Origin of the sequence: Pseudoalteromonas sp. CST2 (genome assembly GCF_028599385.1) — a bacterium.
Classification (GTDB): domain Bacteria; phylum Pseudomonadota; class Gammaproteobacteria; order Enterobacterales; family Alteromonadaceae; genus Pseudoalteromonas; species Pseudoalteromonas atlantica.
The window spans coordinates 1-17,169 of record NZ_JAQREO010000013.1; the positions used below are offsets into that span (position 1 = coordinate 1).

General features: G+C 42.1%; 15 protein-coding genes. 12 read left to right on the forward strand and 3 right to left on the reverse strand.

Translation table 11 applies throughout. From position 1 onward, the window contains the following. Positions 1-303 precede the first annotated feature (303 nt). The 3 genes from dapD to map all read right to left on the reverse strand — a co-directional run bounded on the left by dapD (position 304) and on the right by map (position 4,845). Positions 304-1,131: a 2,3,4,5-tetrahydropyridine-2,6-dicarboxylate N-succinyltransferase gene (gene dapD / locus PSH41_RS15180; RefSeq protein ID WP_024033809.1), complete on the reverse strand. Its 828-nt coding sequence runs from the start codon at positions 1,129-1,131 to the stop codon at positions 304-306. Positions 1,132-1,140: 9 nt separating this feature from the next. Continuing rightward, the gene (glnD, locus tag PSH41_RS15185; RefSeq protein ID WP_024033810.1) at positions 1,141-3,759 is read right to left on the reverse strand and encodes a [protein-PII] uridylyltransferase; all 2,619 of its coding nucleotides are present in this window, start codon (positions 3,757-3,759) and stop codon (positions 1,141-1,143) included. Between the two features lie 267 nt (positions 3,760-4,026). After that, entirely contained in the window at positions 4,027-4,845 is an 819-nt protein-coding gene (gene map / locus PSH41_RS15190) for a type I methionyl aminopeptidase (protein ID WP_273589895.1), read from the reverse strand. 238 nt (positions 4,846-5,083) lie between these two features. Between map and rpsB the strand changes: the two genes are divergently transcribed. The 12 genes from rpsB to fabZ all read left to right on the forward strand — a co-directional run bounded on the left by rpsB (position 5,084) and on the right by fabZ (position 17,167). Further along, positions 5,084-5,812 carry a 30S ribosomal protein S2 gene (gene rpsB, locus PSH41_RS15195; protein WP_004586918.1) on the forward strand — a complete coding sequence of 243 codons (729 nt, stop codon included), beginning with the start codon at positions 5,084-5,086 and terminating at the stop codon, positions 5,810-5,812. A gap of 105 nt (positions 5,813-5,917) precedes the next feature. Further along, complete coding sequence (gene tsf / locus PSH41_RS15200) at positions 5,918-6,769, forward strand: translation elongation factor Ts (protein WP_004586919.1); 852 nt, start codon at positions 5,918-5,920, stop codon at positions 6,767-6,769. A gap of 159 nt (positions 6,770-6,928) precedes the next feature. Continuing rightward, positions 6,929-7,678, forward strand: coding sequence for a UMP kinase (gene pyrH, locus PSH41_RS15205; RefSeq protein ID WP_039972186.1), 750 nt, complete (start codon positions 6,929-6,931; stop codon positions 7,676-7,678). 13 nt (positions 7,679-7,691) lie between these two features. After that, the gene (gene frr, locus PSH41_RS15210) at positions 7,692-8,249 is read left to right on the forward strand and encodes a ribosome recycling factor (RefSeq protein WP_004586921.1); all 558 of its coding nucleotides are present in this window, start codon (positions 7,692-7,694) and stop codon (positions 8,247-8,249) included. Between the two features lie 81 nt (positions 8,250-8,330). After that, entirely contained in the window at positions 8,331-9,110 is a 780-nt protein-coding gene (locus PSH41_RS15215; RefSeq protein ID WP_273589893.1) for an isoprenyl transferase, read from the forward strand. Positions 9,111-9,131: 21 nt separating this feature from the next. Then, positions 9,132-9,998: a phosphatidate cytidylyltransferase gene (locus tag PSH41_RS15220; RefSeq protein WP_273589892.1), complete on the forward strand. Its 867-nt coding sequence runs from the start codon at positions 9,132-9,134 to the stop codon at positions 9,996-9,998. Continuing rightward, on the forward strand, positions 9,995-11,200 hold the full coding sequence (ispC, locus tag PSH41_RS15225) for a 1-deoxy-D-xylulose-5-phosphate reductoisomerase (RefSeq protein WP_273589894.1): 1,206 nt from the start codon (positions 9,995-9,997) through the stop codon (positions 11,198-11,200). The genes PSH41_RS15220 and ispC overlap by 4 nt, the downstream gene beginning before the upstream one ends. A 1-nt stretch (position 11,201) precedes the next feature. Continuing rightward, positions 11,202-12,554 (forward strand): sigma E protease regulator RseP, encoded by a 1,353-nt coding sequence (rseP, locus tag PSH41_RS15230; protein WP_004586925.1) that lies wholly within the window; start codon positions 11,202-11,204, stop codon positions 12,552-12,554. 102 nt (positions 12,555-12,656) lie between these two features. Beyond that, positions 12,657-15,128 carry an outer membrane protein assembly factor BamA gene (gene bamA / locus PSH41_RS15235; RefSeq protein WP_024033814.1) on the forward strand — a complete coding sequence of 824 codons (2,472 nt, stop codon included), beginning with the start codon at positions 12,657-12,659 and terminating at the stop codon, positions 15,126-15,128. Between the two features lie 11 nt (positions 15,129-15,139). Then, on the forward strand, positions 15,140-15,658 hold the full coding sequence (locus PSH41_RS15240; RefSeq protein ID WP_024033815.1) for an OmpH family outer membrane protein: 519 nt from the start codon (positions 15,140-15,142) through the stop codon (positions 15,656-15,658). 7 nt (positions 15,659-15,665) lie between these two features. Next, positions 15,666-16,688: a UDP-3-O-(3-hydroxymyristoyl)glucosamine N-acyltransferase gene (gene lpxD, locus PSH41_RS15245; protein WP_024033816.1), complete on the forward strand. Its 1,023-nt coding sequence runs from the start codon at positions 15,666-15,668 to the stop codon at positions 16,686-16,688. Positions 16,689-16,714: 26 nt separating this feature from the next. Continuing rightward, positions 16,715-17,167, forward strand: coding sequence for a 3-hydroxyacyl-ACP dehydratase FabZ (gene fabZ, locus PSH41_RS15250; protein ID WP_004586929.1), 453 nt, complete (start codon positions 16,715-16,717; stop codon positions 17,165-17,167). The last annotated feature ends 2 nt before the right edge of the window (positions 17,168-17,169 follow it).

A 17,169-nucleotide genomic window follows, 5' to 3' on the forward strand; every position in this document is an offset into this window, starting at 1 on the left:
ATCGACATCTACGTAAATTGCATCTAAGTTATTCATGCCCTTGCCTTGGTAATCTTATGTTTCTTGGTCGAAAGATCTGATCACCGCAAGGGCATTTAGTTCCATTTCTTATGCGCAGCTCAGGTTATTTAAGAGATAAACTCTAATCTAAACAAAAAAGCTCTAAACCCAAAGGGCTTAGAGCTTTCTAAATTTAGCTAAAACACTAAACTTTAATGTATCGTTGGGTTTCGTTTCACTCAACCCAACCTACGTTTAACACCAATCAGCTTAGGGCTTACAGCTAAAGGCTTATCGCTTATTTTAATCATCAATTGAGCGTAGTAGGGCGTTGATGCCTACTTTTTCGCGTGTTTGTTGATCAACTTTTTTAACGATAATTGCAGCGTATAGGCTGTGAGTGCCATCTTTTGATGGTAATGCACCTGGCACAACTACAGCGCCTGCTGGTACTCGGCCGTAGTGAATTTCGCCGGTTTCACGGTCGTAAATACGGGTGCTTTGGCTAATGTAAACGCCCATTGAAATAACAGCGCCTTCCTCTACTACTACACCTTCAACAATTTCAGAGCGAGCGCCAATAAAGCAGTTGTCTTCAATGATGGTAGGGTTAGCTTGTAGTGGCTCTAAAACGCCGCCTATGCCCACGCCGCCCGATAAGTGTACGTTCTTACCAATTTGTGCACACGAGCCAACAGTTGCCCATGTATCAACCATGGTGCCTTCATCAACGTAGGCGCCAATGTTCACATACGATGGCATCAGTACTACGTTTTTACCTACAAAGCTGCCTTTACGTGCTACCGCGTTAGGAACTACGCGCATGCCACCTTGCTGAAACTGCTCCGGTGTGTAGTCGCTAAATTTAAGCGGTACTTTATCGTAAAACTGATTTACGCCGTCGTTCATTGGTTGGTTGTCGCGAATACGAAATGATAGTAAAACGGCTTTTTTAAGCCATTGGTGTACGACCCATTCGCCTGATATTTTTTCAGCAACGCGCGCAGCGCCGCTATCAAGAAGCTCTAGTGCGTCAATAATCGCTTGTTTTACATCGCTAGATACACTGCTTGGGCTAATGCTATCGCGGTTGTCCCAGGCGTTTTCTATCATAGTTTTTAAATCTGACATGGTGTGTCCTTATTCTGTTTCGGCGTTGAATTTTTTACGTAATGCCTGATGAATTTTGGCTTGCTCTTCATCAGTCAGCGCTTGGTATTCGTTATTTGATACGACAAAGAAATCCTCTGCACGTTCACCTACCGTTGTAATACGGGCTGCGTGAATGTGTAATAAATGCGCTTGGAAAACTTCGGCAATTTTAGTAAGTAAACCGGGTATATCAACAGCTTGAATTTCTATTAGGCTGCGATCTTTACGTGCATGAGGACGCAGCACTATTTTAGGTTTAATATTAAAGTCTTTAAATCGTTGTGAGCGATTCTTTTTAAAGCGTATTTTTTTGCGTGGTTCGCTAAGTGCTTGCTCAAGCCCACGTTTAATTGACTGAGCACGGCTACTTGCAATAGGGTCGCCGCTCACTTCAAGTATTACAAAGTTAAATAGGGCATAGCCATCTTTGGTAGTAAGCACTTGAGCGTGTTGTATTTGCGCTTTTTTAGAGCCAATTACGCTAACTAAGCGAGCGAATAACGGCCCAGAATATGGGCTATAAGCAAACACTTGCGTGCCGCCATGCATTGCTTTATCAGAAACAATGACACTGGGTAGGCTTAAGTCTGCGCATTTTAATAGGTGCTCGGTTTGCCATGATATTTGCTGCTCGCTAAAGGCAGTAAAGTAATTGGCTTTAAAGCGGCTCCAAATTAAATCAATTTGGTTTTCTAGGTAGCCCAAATTAAGTAAGCGCTGTTTAGCTTGGTGTTTTTTATCGCGTATTTGGTCGCGTTGATCCATTGGGTTTTCAAGCCCTAGGCGTAATGCACGCTGAGTATGCAAGTATAATTCGCGTAGTAGGGTGTTTTTCCAATCATTCCATAAGTTGTCGTTGGTTGCGCGTATATCGGCAACGGTTAAACAATAGAGGTAATCGAGTTGGCGCTCTGTTTTTACGCGCGAAGCAAAGTCTTTAATAACACCTGGGTCATTTATGTCTTTACGCTGCGCAGTAACCGACATAAGTAAATGGTTACCAACTAGCCACGATATAAGCTTGCCATCAGATGATGGGAAGCCATGTAATTTAGAAAAAGCAATGGCATCAACCGAGCCTAGCTCTGAGTGATCGCCGCCACGCCCTTTAGCAATATCATGAAAAATACCTGCTAAATAAAGCAGTTCAGGCTTATCCATACGGGTTACTATTTCACTACAAATAGGAAACTCACTCACTTTAGATTTATCAAAATATTGGTAAATATTATTGATTAATTTATGGGTGTGCTCATCTACGGTGTAGGCATGAAATAAGTCAAATTGCATTTGCCCAAATATATTACGCCATTGTGGTAAATACGCGGCCAACATGCCGTGTTTGTGCATGAGCGTGAATGCGCGGCCCATGCCGTTTGGGTGTTTTACAATACGCATAAATGCCTCGCGACACGCTGCGTAATCTTGTAAGTCACCTAATAGGCGCCTGCGTACTTGCCTAATGGTACGAATAGTACTTGGGTAAATATGGGTAATTTCGGGGTTGTCGGCAATATGCTCAAACAAAACAAAAAGTTGATCGCGTCTAAAAAATACCGATGGGTTTTTTACCCTAATTTGGTGCCCAACGCGTTCAAAGTCTTTGTCTAACTCAATCACTGGCGCTTCGCTGCTCTCTGGCATAATACTTTCTTCAAAGTACGATAGCAGCATTTGGTTAAGCTCGCGTACGCGGCTCATTATTCTAAATAAGCGTTTCATCATACGCTCAACCGAGGCTTTACCATCGCTACCAAAGCCAAGTATTTCAGCTGTGTGTGGTTGATGGTCAAACAACAAACGGTTTTCTGAGCGCCCAGCGGCTAAATGCAGTGCAAAGCGAATATTCCAAAGGTTTTCTAGGCACTCCGAAAGCTCCTGAAACTCTTCATGCGTTAAGTAGCCGTGGCTAATTAGCTCTTGTAGGGTTTCGGCTCTAAAGTGCTTTTTAGCAACCCAAATAATGGTTTGTAAATCGCGAAGGCCACCGGGGTTTTCTTTTATGTTTGGCTCTAGGTTGTAAGCAGTACCGTGGCACTTTTTATGGCGTAGGTTTTGCTCTTGCACTTTGGCTACAAAAAACTCGCCTGAGCGCCAAACGGGGGTTTCTATAATATGCGTTTTGAGTTTTTCAAACTCAATGTGATTACCAAAAATGAGCCTGCTTTCGAGCAAGCTGGTGGCAAAGGTAACGTCTTCACGTTTTTGCTCAATGGCTTGTTCAATGGTACGCACACTGTGGCCTATCTCTAAATTGAGATCCCATAGCATGGTAACAAACTGGCCTATTTTTTCGCATATTTGCTCGCTAGGTGGCTGCGTAACAAGCAATAAAAAGTCAATATCGGAGTAGGGGTGTAGCTCGCCACGGCCGTACCCGCCCACGGCAATAAGGGCAAGATCAGGCTCGTGAGCTAAATCGTAAACATGAAACAGTTTAATTAGCAGGCGGTCTATAAACTCAGCCCGGGCATTAATTAAATTACCAACTGGTTGCTTAGAAAATTCGTTATGTAACCACTTATAAAAATAGCTAGAACAATCGCGATAATCGCTCAGTTGCTCAGCATCGCTAAGCAACTTTTTTACTTTGTTGGGTAATGCCACGTGGGCTGGCTCCTTATTGAACCGTTAGCATTGATAAATAACCTGAACGTGAAGTAATAACTCTATCCCAAGCGGCTATTTTTAGTGTTAACAGTGTTGAATCCACTTGCAAATAGGCTCGCTATTTGGCGCGTCAATTCAATTTGTTTTCACTGAAAATCTCCAGCTTGGGGAGAATAAATTAAATATTACATATAATTCAGTATGTTATTAAATATATTAACCAGATTAGAGGTTAAATACTTTTATCAAGTGGCTCGGTTTTTATTAGTGTTCGATAATCCTGTCGATAGTATCATCTGATCGCAGCGTTAAAATTTCAACACCATTTTCAGTCACTAATAGGGTGTGTTCCCACTGTGCAGACAAACTACGGTCGCGTGTAACTACAGTCCACTCATCTTTTAAAAGTTTACACTGGCGCTTACCTGCGTTAACCATTGGCTCTATTGTTAAACACATACCAGCTTTAAGTGTTTCGCCAGTACCTGCTTTACCGTAGTGCATTACTTGAGGCTCTTCATGAAATTCGCTACCAATACCGTGGCCGCAGTATTCACGTACAATTGAGTAGTTAAAGCTCTCTGCGTATTTTTGAATTGCTTCACCAATATCGCCTAAACGCACACCTGGTTTTACCATTTTAATGGCAAGGTATAAGCTTTCTTGTGTTACTTGTGCAAGGTGTTTACCTTGAATGTTAGGCGTACCTACATGAAACATCTTTGAGGTGTCGCCGTGGTAACCGTCTTTAATTACGGTTACATCAATGTTGACGCTATCGCCATCTTTTAGCGGTTTGTCATTTGGAATACCGTGGCAAATTACATGATTTACAGAGGTACAAACCGACTTAGGAAAACCGTGGTAATTTAGTGGCGCAGGTATGGCATCTTGCACATTTACAATATAATCATGACAAATTGTATTTAGCTCATCAGTAGTCACACCTGGCACTACATGTGGTTCAATCATTTCAAGTACGTCTGCCGCTAAACGCCCGGCTACACGCATTTTTTCAATTTCTTCAGGGGTCTTGATCACAGCGCTCATTGAGGCTCCAAAGTTGCGTTTTTTAACATTTATCGTCGCACAAATTTTGCACGCGACGTTGAGTATTTAATTTTAATATGGTATAAAGCGCGCCGTCTTTTTACAAATAAATTCTTAAATGATTTTTTGTATTTAAGGCAAACACAATTTTATTTTAACACACACACGTATCGTCACATACACTTGGGTGCATTTGAAGTTTAAATACTTCGGTGTTGGTGCTATGGGATATGTGGAGGCCTAACCCTAAACTACATAGAGGATTTACAAAATGGCAAACGTTTCAATGCGCGATATGCTTCAAGCTGGTGTTCACTTTGGTCACCAAGCACGTTACTGGAACCCTAAGATGAAGCCTTTCATCTTCGGCGCACGTAACCGTGTACATATCATCAACCTTGAGCAAACAGTACCAATGTTCAACGACGCACTTAAGTTTTTATCAAGTGCTGCTGCAAACAAAGGTAAAGTTCTTTTCGTTGGTACTAAGCGCGCAGCAAGCGAAGCAGTTAAAGAAGCTGCTTTACAAAGCGACCAGTTCTTCGTTAACCACCGCTGGTTAGGTGGTATGTTAACTAACTGGAAAACAGTTCGTCAGTCAATCAAGCGTCTTAAAGACCTTGAAGCTCAAAGCCAAGACGGTACTTTCGAGAAGTTAACTAAGAAAGAAGCGTTAATGCTTACTCGCGAAATGGAAAAGCTTGAAAAGAGCCTTGGCGGTATCAAAAACATGGGTGGCCTTCCAGACGCTATCTTCGTTATCGATGCTGATCACGAGCACATTGCTATCCGTGAAGCAAACAACCTAGGTATTCCAGTTGTTGCAATCGTTGATACTAACTCTAACCCAGACGGTGTTGATTACATCGTACCTGGTAACGATGATGCTATCCGTGCAATCAACCTTTACACTAGCTCTGTTGCAGCTGCTATCACTGAAGGTCGTGAGAACAACATCGTTGCTCAAGCTGAGAAAGACGACTTTGTAGAAGCTGAGTAATTAGCTGTCATCAAGTCTTCATCTTTTTAAGGTGAAGACTTGCTATTCTTGTAGAGCGGTTTACCCGCTTATCTAATACCTGATTTCAGATTTGAGGATTTACTAATGGCTGTAACTACTGCCCTAGTTAAAGAATTACGCGAGCGTACTGGCGCTGGCATGATGGATTGTAAAAAAGCGTTAACTGAAACTGATGGCGACATCGAGTTAGCGATTGAAAACATGCGTAAGAGCGGTGCTGCAAAGGCTGCTAAGAAAGCAGGTAACATTGCTGCTGAAGGTACTATCATCATCAAGCAAAACGATGGTGTTGCAGTACTAGTAGAAGTTAACTGTCAAACTGACTTCGTAGCAAAAGACGAAAGCTTCTTAGCGTTTGCTAACAAAGTTGCTGACGCTGCTATCGCTGAAACAATCACTATCGAAGACTTACAAGCTAAGTTTGAAGAAGACCGTGTTGAGCTAGTAACTAAAATTGGTGAAAACATCAACGTACGTCGTCTTCAGTACATCACTGGTGAAACACTTGTTGAATACCGTCACGGTGAGCGTATTGGTGTTGTTGTTGCAGGTGTTGCTGATGAAGAAACACTTAAGCACATTGCAATGCACGTTGCTGCTTCAAACCCAGAGTACTTAACGCCTGAAGATGTACCTGCTGACGTTGTAGAAAAAGAAAAGCAAGTTCAAATCGACATCGCGATGAACGAAGGCAAGCCTGCTGAAATCGCTGAAAAAATGGTTGTTGGCCGCATGAAGAAATTTACTGGTGAGGTTTCTCTTACTGGTCAAGCTTTCATCATGGAGCCTAAAAAATCTGTTGGCGAAATTCTTAAAGAGAAAAACGCAACAGTTACTAGCTTCGCACGTGTAGAAGTTGGTGAAGGTATCGAGAAGAAAGAAGAAGATTTTGCTGCTGAAGTTGCTGCTCAAATTGCAGCTGCAAAAGGCGAGTAAGATTAACTATTTGTGATGCATAAGGAAATTAGATGCCATTAAAGTACTATTTGCTTTTGCGTCACGCTTAGAAATTCTTTAAAATAACCGCGCTTTTATGTTTATCATAAGCGCGGTTATTTTTTACCCATAATTTAATAAAAAGTTGGCCCCAATACTATGACTATCAATCGTAAACCTATTTTTAGACGTGTTCTTCTCAAATTAAGTGGTGAAGCTTTAATGGGAGACGAAGGCTTCGGCATCGACCCAAAAGTGCTAGATCGTATGGCCCAAGAAATTAAAGAGCTGGTAGAACTCGACGTAGAAGTGGGTTTGGTTATCGGCGGTGGTAACTTTTTACGTGGCGGATCACTAGCAGAAGCTGGCATGAACCGCGTAGTTGGTGACCACATGGGTATGCTTGCAACCGTAATGAACGGCCTTGCAATGCGTGATGCACTACACCGTGCATTTGTTAATTGTCGTTTAATGTCGGCAATCCCTCTAAACGGTGTATGTGATGCATACAACTGGGCTGAGGCAATTAGCTTATTAAAATCTGGCCGCGTTGTTATTTTTGCAGCAGGTACGGGTAACCCGTTCTTCACTACCGATTCTGCTGCGTGTTTACGCGGTATTGAAATTGAAGCCGACACTGTAATTAAAGCGACTAAGGTAGATGGCGTATTTAGTGATGATCCGGTTAAAAACCCAGAAGCCACGCTTTACCGTCACTTAAGCTACAATGAAATTATTGATAAAGAACTAAAAGTAATGGATTTAGCGGCGTTTACACTCGCTCGCGATCATAATATGCCATTGAGCGTATTTAACATGAATAAATCAGGCGCCTTAAAACGCGTAATTATGGGTGAAGAAGAAGGCACACTTATCTCTTCACAAGCCTCAGATGAAGTAATCAAATAATTAGGATTAAACCGTGATTAACGATATTCAAAAAGATGCGCAAGAGCGCATGCAAAAAAGTGTAGCAGCACTAGGTAGTCAACTATCAAAAATTCGTACAGGTCGTGCTCACCCAGCAATTTTAGACGGCATTATGGTATCGTACTACGGTGCTGATACACCGCTTAACCAAGTGGCTAATGTAACGATTGAAGACTCTCGTACGCTGGCTATCGGCGTATTCGACAAGTCTTTAGCGCAAGCTGTAGAAAAAGCAATTATGGCGTCTGACTTAGGTTTAAACCCGATGTCTGCTGGTACCGTAATTCGCGTACCACTTCCTCCGCTTACAGAAGAGCGTCGTAAAGATTTAATTAAAATTGTACGTGGCGAAGTAGAAAGCGGCCGTGTTGCTGTGCGTAACATTCGTCGTGACGCTAATGGCGATGTAAAATCTTTATTAAAAGATAAAGAAATTTCTGAAGATGAAGCGCGTCAAGCAGAAGATACAATTCAAAAGCTTACAGATAAATTTATCAAAGAAATGGATGCACAACTAACAGCGAAAGAAGCTGAGTTGATGGAAATCTAAACAGCTAAATAACCTCAATGCAGGTTATGAAATATATTAGTTTTGAAACGCCGTCTAGGGTATACTAGGCGGCGTTTTTTTATGGAATACTCAATATTTATGGTTCTAGACGCTGATACAATTTCACAGCAATGTTTACCTAAACATGTTGCCATCATCATGGATGGTAACGGGCGTTGGGCGCAAGCTAGAAATAGACCTCGTGTGTTCGGGCATAAAAAAGGCGTGGACGCAGTTCGTCAATCTGTTCAGTTTTGTACTAAATTAGGGATACAATCGTTAACCTTATTTGCTTTTAGTAGTGAAAACTGGCGCCGCCCCGAAGACGAAGTAAACACTTTAATGGAGCTTTTTTTGTTTGTTTTAACAAAGGAAGTAAAAAAGCTTCATAAAAATAATGTAAAACTGACCATTATTGGAGATTTATCACGATTCTCTGAAAGTTTACGTAGCAAAGTAAACGCTGCGCATGAGCTAACAGCAGATAACACCGGTTTGCATTTAAACGTGGCCGCTAATTATGGCGGTAGATGGGATATGGCAAATGCAGCAAAGCAACTAGCACTTCAAGTTGCAAACGGACAACTCAAGGCAGAGGATGTTACAGAAGAGCGCTTAGCACAGTATATGAGCATGGCAGACCAAGCGGAGCCGGATTTACTAATTCGCACGGGTGGTGATGTTCGTATTAGTAACTTTTTACTATGGCAAGCTGCTTATGCGGAACTTTACTTTACCGAAACTCTTTGGCCTGATTTTAATGAAGCAGCATTTGCTGAGGCCATTGCGTGTTACGTTGCCAGAGAGCGACGTTTTGGTTGTACGGGCGAACAAATAAAACAATTACTCGCTCAAACCTAAAATAGAATAAGGGTCACTATTTTGTTAAAACAACGAATTTTAACCTCGGTTGTATTAGCGCCGTTAGCGCTAGCCTTGGTTTTTTATACTCCACTAACATTGTTTAGTTATTTTGCCGGTATTATTGTTTTACTTGGCGCGTGGGAGTGGTCTGCTTTTATGGGCCTATGCACAAAATTAAAACGTGGTGCGTTTGTGGTGTTAATTGGCGCGTTATTGGCGCTGCTAAATTTACATTGGCCGATTGAATCACTGTGGCAAAACGGCCGGCTGGTCGGGGACGCAAATTACTTATTTACGCTCTCGTTTGCTTGGTGGATTGTGGCCAGTTATTTAATTTGGCGCTACCCAGCCATGGCCAAAGCATGGAACGAAGGCTTGGTAATGCGCGGCATTGCCGGGTTGCTTACTTTAATCCCACTTTGGCTTGCACTTAATACCTTACGTAGCGCGCAATACGCTGAATCAACGCACTTTGGCTCGGTACTGATTTTAGTGGTACTTGGTATTGTGTGGAGCGCCGATGTAGGGGCTTACTTTACAGGCAAAAGTTTTGGTAAGCATAAGCTCATGCCAAAGGTGAGCCCAAATAAAACCATCGAAGGCCTTGCAGGCGGTGTGGTTGCATCAATTATATTTGTTTTAGCTTTTTGTCACTTTACCGGTGTGGATTTTGCTGTATGGCCTATTTATGCCGTAATGACCGCCTTTATAGCTTTGTTTTCGGCTGTCGGTGATTTACTCGAAAGCATGTTTAAACGAGAAGCCGGCCTAAAAGACAGTGGTCGCTGTTTACCCGGCCACGGCGGTATTTTAGATAGAATTGACAGCTTAACCGCAGCAGCCCCAATGTTTGTAATGTGCTATGCATGGACCTTGAGTTTATGAGCCAACAGCAACAACTTGTTATTTTAGGCGCTACAGGTTCAATTGGGTTAAGTACATTAGATGTTATGGCGCGAAATAAAGCGCTATTTAACGTATTTGCCCTCACTGCAGGCCACAATGCAAAAAAAATGGCTGAGCTGTGTATTGAGCACGAACCGTTATATGCGGTTATGGCCACACAAAGCGCTGCAGAGCAATTATCATCGTATTTAAATAATACGCCATGCCAAACCTTAGTAATGCACTCACAGCAGGCTATGAGTGATTTATGTGCGCATCCCGATGTCGATACCGTCATGTCAGCTATTGTTGGCGCTGCCGGCTTACTGCCCACACTAAGCGCCGTTGAAGCAGGTAAAAAGGTACTGCTTGCCAATAAAGAATCGTTGGTTATGTCAGGGCAGTTGTTTATTGATAAAGTAAAACAGCATAAAGCCACGTTGTTACCTATTGATAGCGAGCACAACGCTATTTTTCAGTGCTTACCTCATTCACTTCAAAACGCAAACGCTGATCAAAATTTACAAGAGCATGGCGTAAGTAAAATATTGCTTACCGGCTCTGGTGGGCCATTTTTAACGCGCGATATAAATACCTTAAAAGAGGTAACGGTTAGTGAAGCCGTCGCTCACCCTAATTGGTCTATGGGGCAAAAAATATCGGTAGATTCAGCCACCATGATGAACAAAGGGCTTGAATTTATTGAAGCTAAATGGCTGTTTAATTGTGACACCAGCGATATTGATGTGGTGATCCACCCGCAAAGTATTATTCATTCTATGGTGCAATACCACGATGGCTCCATTTTAGCGCAAATGGGTAACCCCGATATGCGCACACCTATTGCACATGCACTCGCTTACCCAGATCGAATTAACGCCGGTGTAAAACCACTCAACTTTTCGGATATTTGTGATTTTTCGTTCACAAAACCTGATTTTGCGCGTTATCCAAATTTACAACTTGCTATTGATGCGTGCAGCGCAGGGCAAGGCGCAACCACAATGGTAAATGCAGCAAACGAAATAGCGGTTGCGGCATTTTTAAAAGGCCAAATTGGCTTTACTGACATTTATAAAATTAATGCACAAACGCTTGATGCGGCCACATTCACTAACGTACAAAGCCTAGATGAAATATTAGCGTGTGACCAACAAGCCCGCCAACGTGCAGCGGACCTAATAACAAAAGTGACTCATTAATATGTTAGATTTTTTTTGGAATCTTGGCTCGTTTATTTTAGCGCTGGGCATTTTAGTTGCTATTCATGAATATGGGCACTTTTGGGTGGCCCGTAAAATGGGTGTTAAAGTGCTGCGCTTTTCGATTGGTTTCGGTAAACCGCTTTTAAAGTGGCACGATAAATACAATACAGAATACGTAATTGCCGCTATTCCGCTGGGTGGCTACGTTAAAATGCTTGATGAACGCGTGGATGAAGTGCCTGAAAATGAGCGCCATTTGTCATTTAACGCTAAATCGGTTCAGGCCCGTATAGCCATAGTGGCAGCCGGCCCGCTGGCTAATTTTTTATTTGCTATTGTAGCGCTGGCGGCTATGTACATGGTGGGCGTGCAATCGGTAAAACCTGTAGTGGGTAGTATTACCGAAGGTAGCAGAGCAGAGCAAGCGGGCATTATGCCCTCTGAACAAATTATTAAAATTGGTGATGACACAATTGCCACCTGGCAGGATGCAACTTTTGCACTTATGTCGAGCTTAGGTGAGCAAAGCGTGCCCGTAGTAGTGCGTAACGAAAACTACCAAGAGCAAACAAAAATGCTTAACGTAGAGGGTTGGAAGCTCGATCAACAAGACGTGCCGCCACTGAGTTCGTTGGGTATTGTACCGTTTAGACCGCAAGCCACATTAACCATTGCGGCTATTACTAAAAATTCAGCAGCCGAACTGGCTAATTTGCAGGTTAACGATACGATTATCGCTGTAAATGGTGAAACAATAAGCGATTGGCAGCAATTAGTTAATCTTATTACGCAATCGGCTAACAAATCTTTACAATTTAGTGTAAAAAGACAAGATAGTATAAATAGCGTAACAGTAACGCCTAAATCGCGCATTAATGAGCACGGTATTGAACAAGGGTTTTTAGGTGTTGCGCCGGTTGTTCAACCTTGGCCTGAGGGCTATGTTGAAACCCGAAGCTTTGGTCCGCTTGATAGTATTGCTCGTGGTACCCAAGAGACCTGGCGCCTTATAACGCTTAGCTTTGACATGATTGGTAATTTAATTACAGGTCAGGTTTCGGTTAAAAATTTAAGTGGCCCTGTGGGCATTGCAGTTGGTGCAGGAACTAGCGTAAGCTACGGGCTAGTCGCCTTTTTAAGCTTTTTAGCGCTAATAAGCGTTAACTTGGGTGTATTTAATTTATTACCTCTGCCAGTGCTTGATGGTGGACACTTAATGTATTACATAATTGAACTTTTCCGTAAAAAGCCGGTCTCTGAAAAGACACAAGAATTTGGTTTTAAAGTGGGCGCCTTGCTGCTCATATTTTTAACATGTTTCGCTTTGTTCAATGATGTATCGCGTTTGTAGTTACAGCGTGACAATTACTAATTAGAACACGATTGTAAGCATCACTAATTATTAGTTTTGATGTTAAGCGGTAATACAGTTGTAAAGGATAAAGATAATAAAATGGCTATAAAAAAACATTTGGCAGTTTCAAGTTTATTGGGTGCAAGTTTTGCAGCCCTGGGCCAAAACTCCTTTATTGTTGAAGATTTAAAAATTGAAGGTTTGCAACGTGTAGCACTTGGTGCAGCACTAACGCATGTTCCTATCAATGTGGGCGATAACGTTGATGACTATACGATTTCAAAAACAATAAAGTCACTTTATCGTTCAGGTCACTTTGACAACATCAAAGCGTTACGCGATGGTAATAACGTTATTTTTAAAGTGACTGAGCGTCCTACTATTAGCTTTATTGAGTTTGAAGGCAATAAAGATATAAAAGACGAGCAGCTTAACGAATCACTCGATCAGCAAGATATTCGCCAAGGTGAACCGCTTGATAAAACCGTTATCGATAATATCGAAAAGGGGTTGGTTGAGTTTTTCCACAGTATTGGTAAATACAATGCCACCGTTGATATTAGCGTAACTAAGCTGCCACGTAACCGTGTAAAGCTTAAGCTAGAATTTGACGAAGGCGAAGCCGCCTCTATTCGTCAAATCAACTTAGTGGGTAACGAATTATTCTCTAACGAAGAGCTTTTAAAGCTTGCTGAATCGCAACAAGATTTACCGTGGTGGCAGTTTATGGGTAGCGACCGTTACCAAAAACAAACCATTGAAGGCGATTTAGAAAAAATTCGCAGCTTTTACTTAGACCGCGGTTACTTACGTTTTAATATAGATTCTACGCAAGTATCAGTAAGTCCTGAGCGCGAATCTGTGTATGTAACTGCTAACTTAACAGAAGGTGTTAAGTACACAGTTAAAGGTTTTGACTTTATCGGTGATTTACTTGGCCGAGAAGAGCTAATCAAAAGCGTTATCCCGCTTCGCGCCGGCGAGCTTTACAATGGCTCAGTGGTGACCTCATCTGAAGAGTTTATCAAAAGCTACTTAGCGCGCTTTGGTTATGCCAATGCCGAAGTACGCACAATTCCAGAAATTGATGATGAAAAACAAGAAGTGCAACTTACGCTGTCGGTAAATCCGGGCAAGCGTGTGTACGTACGTCGTATCATCGTTGGTGGTAACCAAAATACAGCTGATGAAGTACTTCGTCGCGAAATGACACAACTTGAAGGTGCCTGGTTATCTAATCAAAACCTTGAGCGCTCAAAGCTGCAAATTCAACGTTTACCGTACATGGAAACTGTTGACTTTAACGTAGTACCAGTACCGGGTGTAGATGACCAAGTAGACGTAGACTTTACAGTAAAAGAGCAATCGGCCGGTAGTTTTAACGCGGGCTTAGCGTATGGCTCATACGCAGGCCTTCAGTTTAATATTGGTGTAACCGAATCTAACTTTTTAGGTACGGGTAATCAAATTGGCTTAAACTTAAATACCTCTACTGGTTCTGAAAGCATTAGCTTGTCGTACACCGACCCTTACTTTACGCCAGATGGTGTATCGCAAGGCAGCAGTATTTTTTACAACAACTACGATGCCAGTAAATTTAGCTTAGTAGATTATAAATCAACAAGTTACGGTATTGGTACCAATATTGGTTTCCCAATTGATGCGGTAAACCGTGTTAACTTTGGCGTACGTTGGATTCAAGAAGAACTTTCAGAGATTGCCGAGTACGAACAAACACGTGTACTACGCGAAACCTTCTTAGATGAAGAAAACCCAGATGCTGGCTTTGACTTTACTAAATATGAGCTAAGCGTTGGTTGGTCGCGTATCACAGTTAACCGTGGTTTATTCCCAACAGCGGGTTCGCGCCAAACATTAAATTTAACAGCCACAACGCCTAACTCTGATCTTCAGTATTTTAAACTGAACTACGATTCGCGTTTTTACTGGCCAATATCGAATGACCACCGTTGGGTGTTCTCAACACGAGCAGCGCTTGGTTACGGTAATGGTTATGGGTCAACCAATGGTTATGAACAAACCCTGCCATTCCAAGAGTTCTTCCGTATAACGGAAATGGAGCTACGTGGCTTTGACCGTAATACTATACTTCCGCGAGCTGTATCACGTGTTCCTTTATCAATCCCTGGTACGCCAGGTGCTGATGGTACTACAACCGGTAGCATTGGTGGCTCTGATGAGTTTGATATCTTAGTACCACAAGGGCGTATTGGTGGTAATGCAAAAGCGGTTGCAGGTATGGAGCTAATTGTACCTACGCCGTTCTTAGATGAAGAAAACACCAGTTCTGTACGTACCAGTTTCTTTGTAGATGCTGCCAACGTATGGGATACTGAATTTAACGTTGACCGTTTTCAAAACTTAGCGCCAGATGAGCGTGCTAAGTTAGATGATTACTCTGATCCAATGCGCTTTAGGGTATCAACCGGTTTATCTTTACAATGGATCTCTCCAATGGGTCCAATGCTGATTAGTTTTGCGTATCCATTGCAAAAAGAAGAAGATGACGATACAAAGACCATCAGCTTTAATATTAGTAACACTTTCTAAAGGAGTTTTTTGTGAAAAAATTATTTAAATCAACAGCAGTAGCCGTGTTAGCAACATTGATGATGGGCACCTCTGCAAGTGCATTTGCCCACAAAGTAGGCATTGTTGATATGCAAGAGATCTACAAGCAAATTCCTCAAATGGCTAAAATTGAGCAGTCTTTACAAACTGAGTTTGCTGAGCGTCGTCAAGAGCTTGAAAAACTACAAGGCGACATTCGCTTTGAAGCAGAAAAATTTAAGCGTGAAAGCACTACAATGAGCCAAGCTCAAAAAGATGCACTACGTGATAAAATTCAAGGCATGCAACAAAACCTTGCTGAAAAAGGTCGTCCTTTAGAGCAAGAAATCAAAGCACGTCAAAACCAAGAACTTGCTAAAGTTCAGGGTTTAATTGTTAAAACAATTGAAGAAATTGCTAAAGATGGCGACTTCGATGAAGTTAAAGTTAAAGACACTACTATTTACTTTAACCCTAAAGAAGTAACTGATCTTTCAAGCAAAGTTGTATCAGCAGTTAGTAAGAAATAATCACTCTATGCAAAATTATACGCTTTCGCACATTGCGGAACTTCTAGGCGCCGAACTTCAAGGTGATGGCGCTTTAGAAATTACAAAAATAGCTACACTTGCAAATGCCCGTTCTGGGCATATTGCATTTTTAGCGAACTCAAAATATCGTACGCAGCTTGAAACCACACAAGCCAGCGCTGTTATTCTTAGCGAAGCCGATGCACCGTATTTTAGTGGCGCAAAAATCATTGTTGGAAATCCGTATGTGAGCTACGCAAAGCTTGCACAATTTATGGATACAACCCCGCAAGCGGCGCAGCAAGGTATACACGCTAGTGCGACTATTCACCCAAGTGCAACGGTTAGCACAAGTGCTGCTATTGGCGCAAATGTAGTTATAGAAGCCGGTGCTGTGATTGGTGATAACGCACAAATTGGTCCGAACAGTTTTATCGGTGAACGTGTTAAAATAGGTTCTGGCACAAAGCTTTGGCCGAGTGTGACTATTTATCACGATGTTGAAATTGGCGCTGATTGTTTATTTCAAGCAAACAGTGTGGTTGGCAGTGATGGATTTGGCTATGCAAACGAGCGCGGGCAGTGGGTTAAAATTCCTCAGCTAGGCTCTGTGATTATCGGCGACAAGGTAGAAGTGGGCGCAAGCACAACAATTGACCGCGGCGCACTCGATAACACGATTATTCATAGTAATGTGATCATCGATAACCAATGTCAAATAGCACACAACGTTGAAGTTAACTCGGGTACTGCAATTGCAGGCTGTACTGTACTAGCAGGTAGTGTAACCATTGGTAAAAACTGCCAAATAGGTGGCATGACCGCAATTAATGGTCACATGTCAGTATGTGATGGTGTTATAATTACCGGCATGAGTATGGTGACTAAATCGATCACCGAGCCGGGTATTTACTCATCTGGTATGCCCCATACAACTAATAAAGAATGGCGTAAATCAATTGCCCACTTGCGTAATCTTTCAGACATGAAATCACGTCTCAAAGCGCTTGAAGCATTGGCTAAGTCATAACGTTGAACACTAATAAGGATGCTATTTTGGCAAACGAATTAAATAGCCTTGATATTCAAGAAATTTTAAGTTTATTACCACACCGCTACCCGATGCTTTTAATTGATCGTGTAATTGACTTTACGCCTGGCGAGTCACTTCATGCGATTAAAAATGTATCGGTTAACGAGCCTATTTTTACTGGCCACTTTCCAAATCAGCCAATTTTCCCTGGTGTGCTAATATTAGAAGCCATGGCGCAAGCCACCGGTTTATTAGGATTTAAAACAGTAGAAAACCGTAGCGATAACGAGCTTTACTTATTTGCTGCAGTAGATAACGCACGTTTTAAACAGCCAGTCATACCGGGCGATACAATGCATTTGCATGTAGAGTTTTTAAAAGAGCGTCGCAATATATGGAAATTTGCCGCTGAAGCAAGAGTCGACGGCAAGGTTGTATGTAGTGCCGAAATTATGTGTGCGAGAAGAGAGTTTTAATA

Bases quoted from the DNA above. Each gene is read 5' to 3' on its own strand.
- ispC (WP_273589894.1), top strand. From the start codon at position 9,995: ATGAGCCAACAGCAACAACTTGTTATTTTAGGCGCTACAGGTTCAATT.
- rpsB (WP_004586918.1), top strand. From the start codon at position 5,084: ATGGCAAACGTTTCAATGCGCGATATGCTTCAAGCTGGTGTTCACTTT.
- lpxD (WP_024033816.1), top strand. From the start codon at position 15,666: ATGCAAAATTATACGCTTTCGCACATTGCGGAACTTCTAGGCGCCGAA.
- dapD (WP_024033809.1), bottom strand. From the start codon at position 1,131: ATGTCAGATTTAAAAACTATGATAGAAAACGCCTGGGACAACCGCGAT.
- pyrH (WP_039972186.1), top strand. From the start codon at position 6,929: ATGACTATCAATCGTAAACCTATTTTTAGACGTGTTCTTCTCAAATTA.
- rseP (WP_004586925.1), top strand. From the start codon at position 11,202: ATGTTAGATTTTTTTTGGAATCTTGGCTCGTTTATTTTAGCGCTGGGC.
- bamA (WP_024033814.1), top strand. From the start codon at position 12,657: ATGGCTATAAAAAAACATTTGGCAGTTTCAAGTTTATTGGGTGCAAGT.
- PSH41_RS15215 (WP_273589893.1), top strand. From the start codon at position 8,331: ATGGAATACTCAATATTTATGGTTCTAGACGCTGATACAATTTCACAG.
- tsf (WP_004586919.1), top strand. From the start codon at position 5,918: ATGGCTGTAACTACTGCCCTAGTTAAAGAATTACGCGAGCGTACTGGC.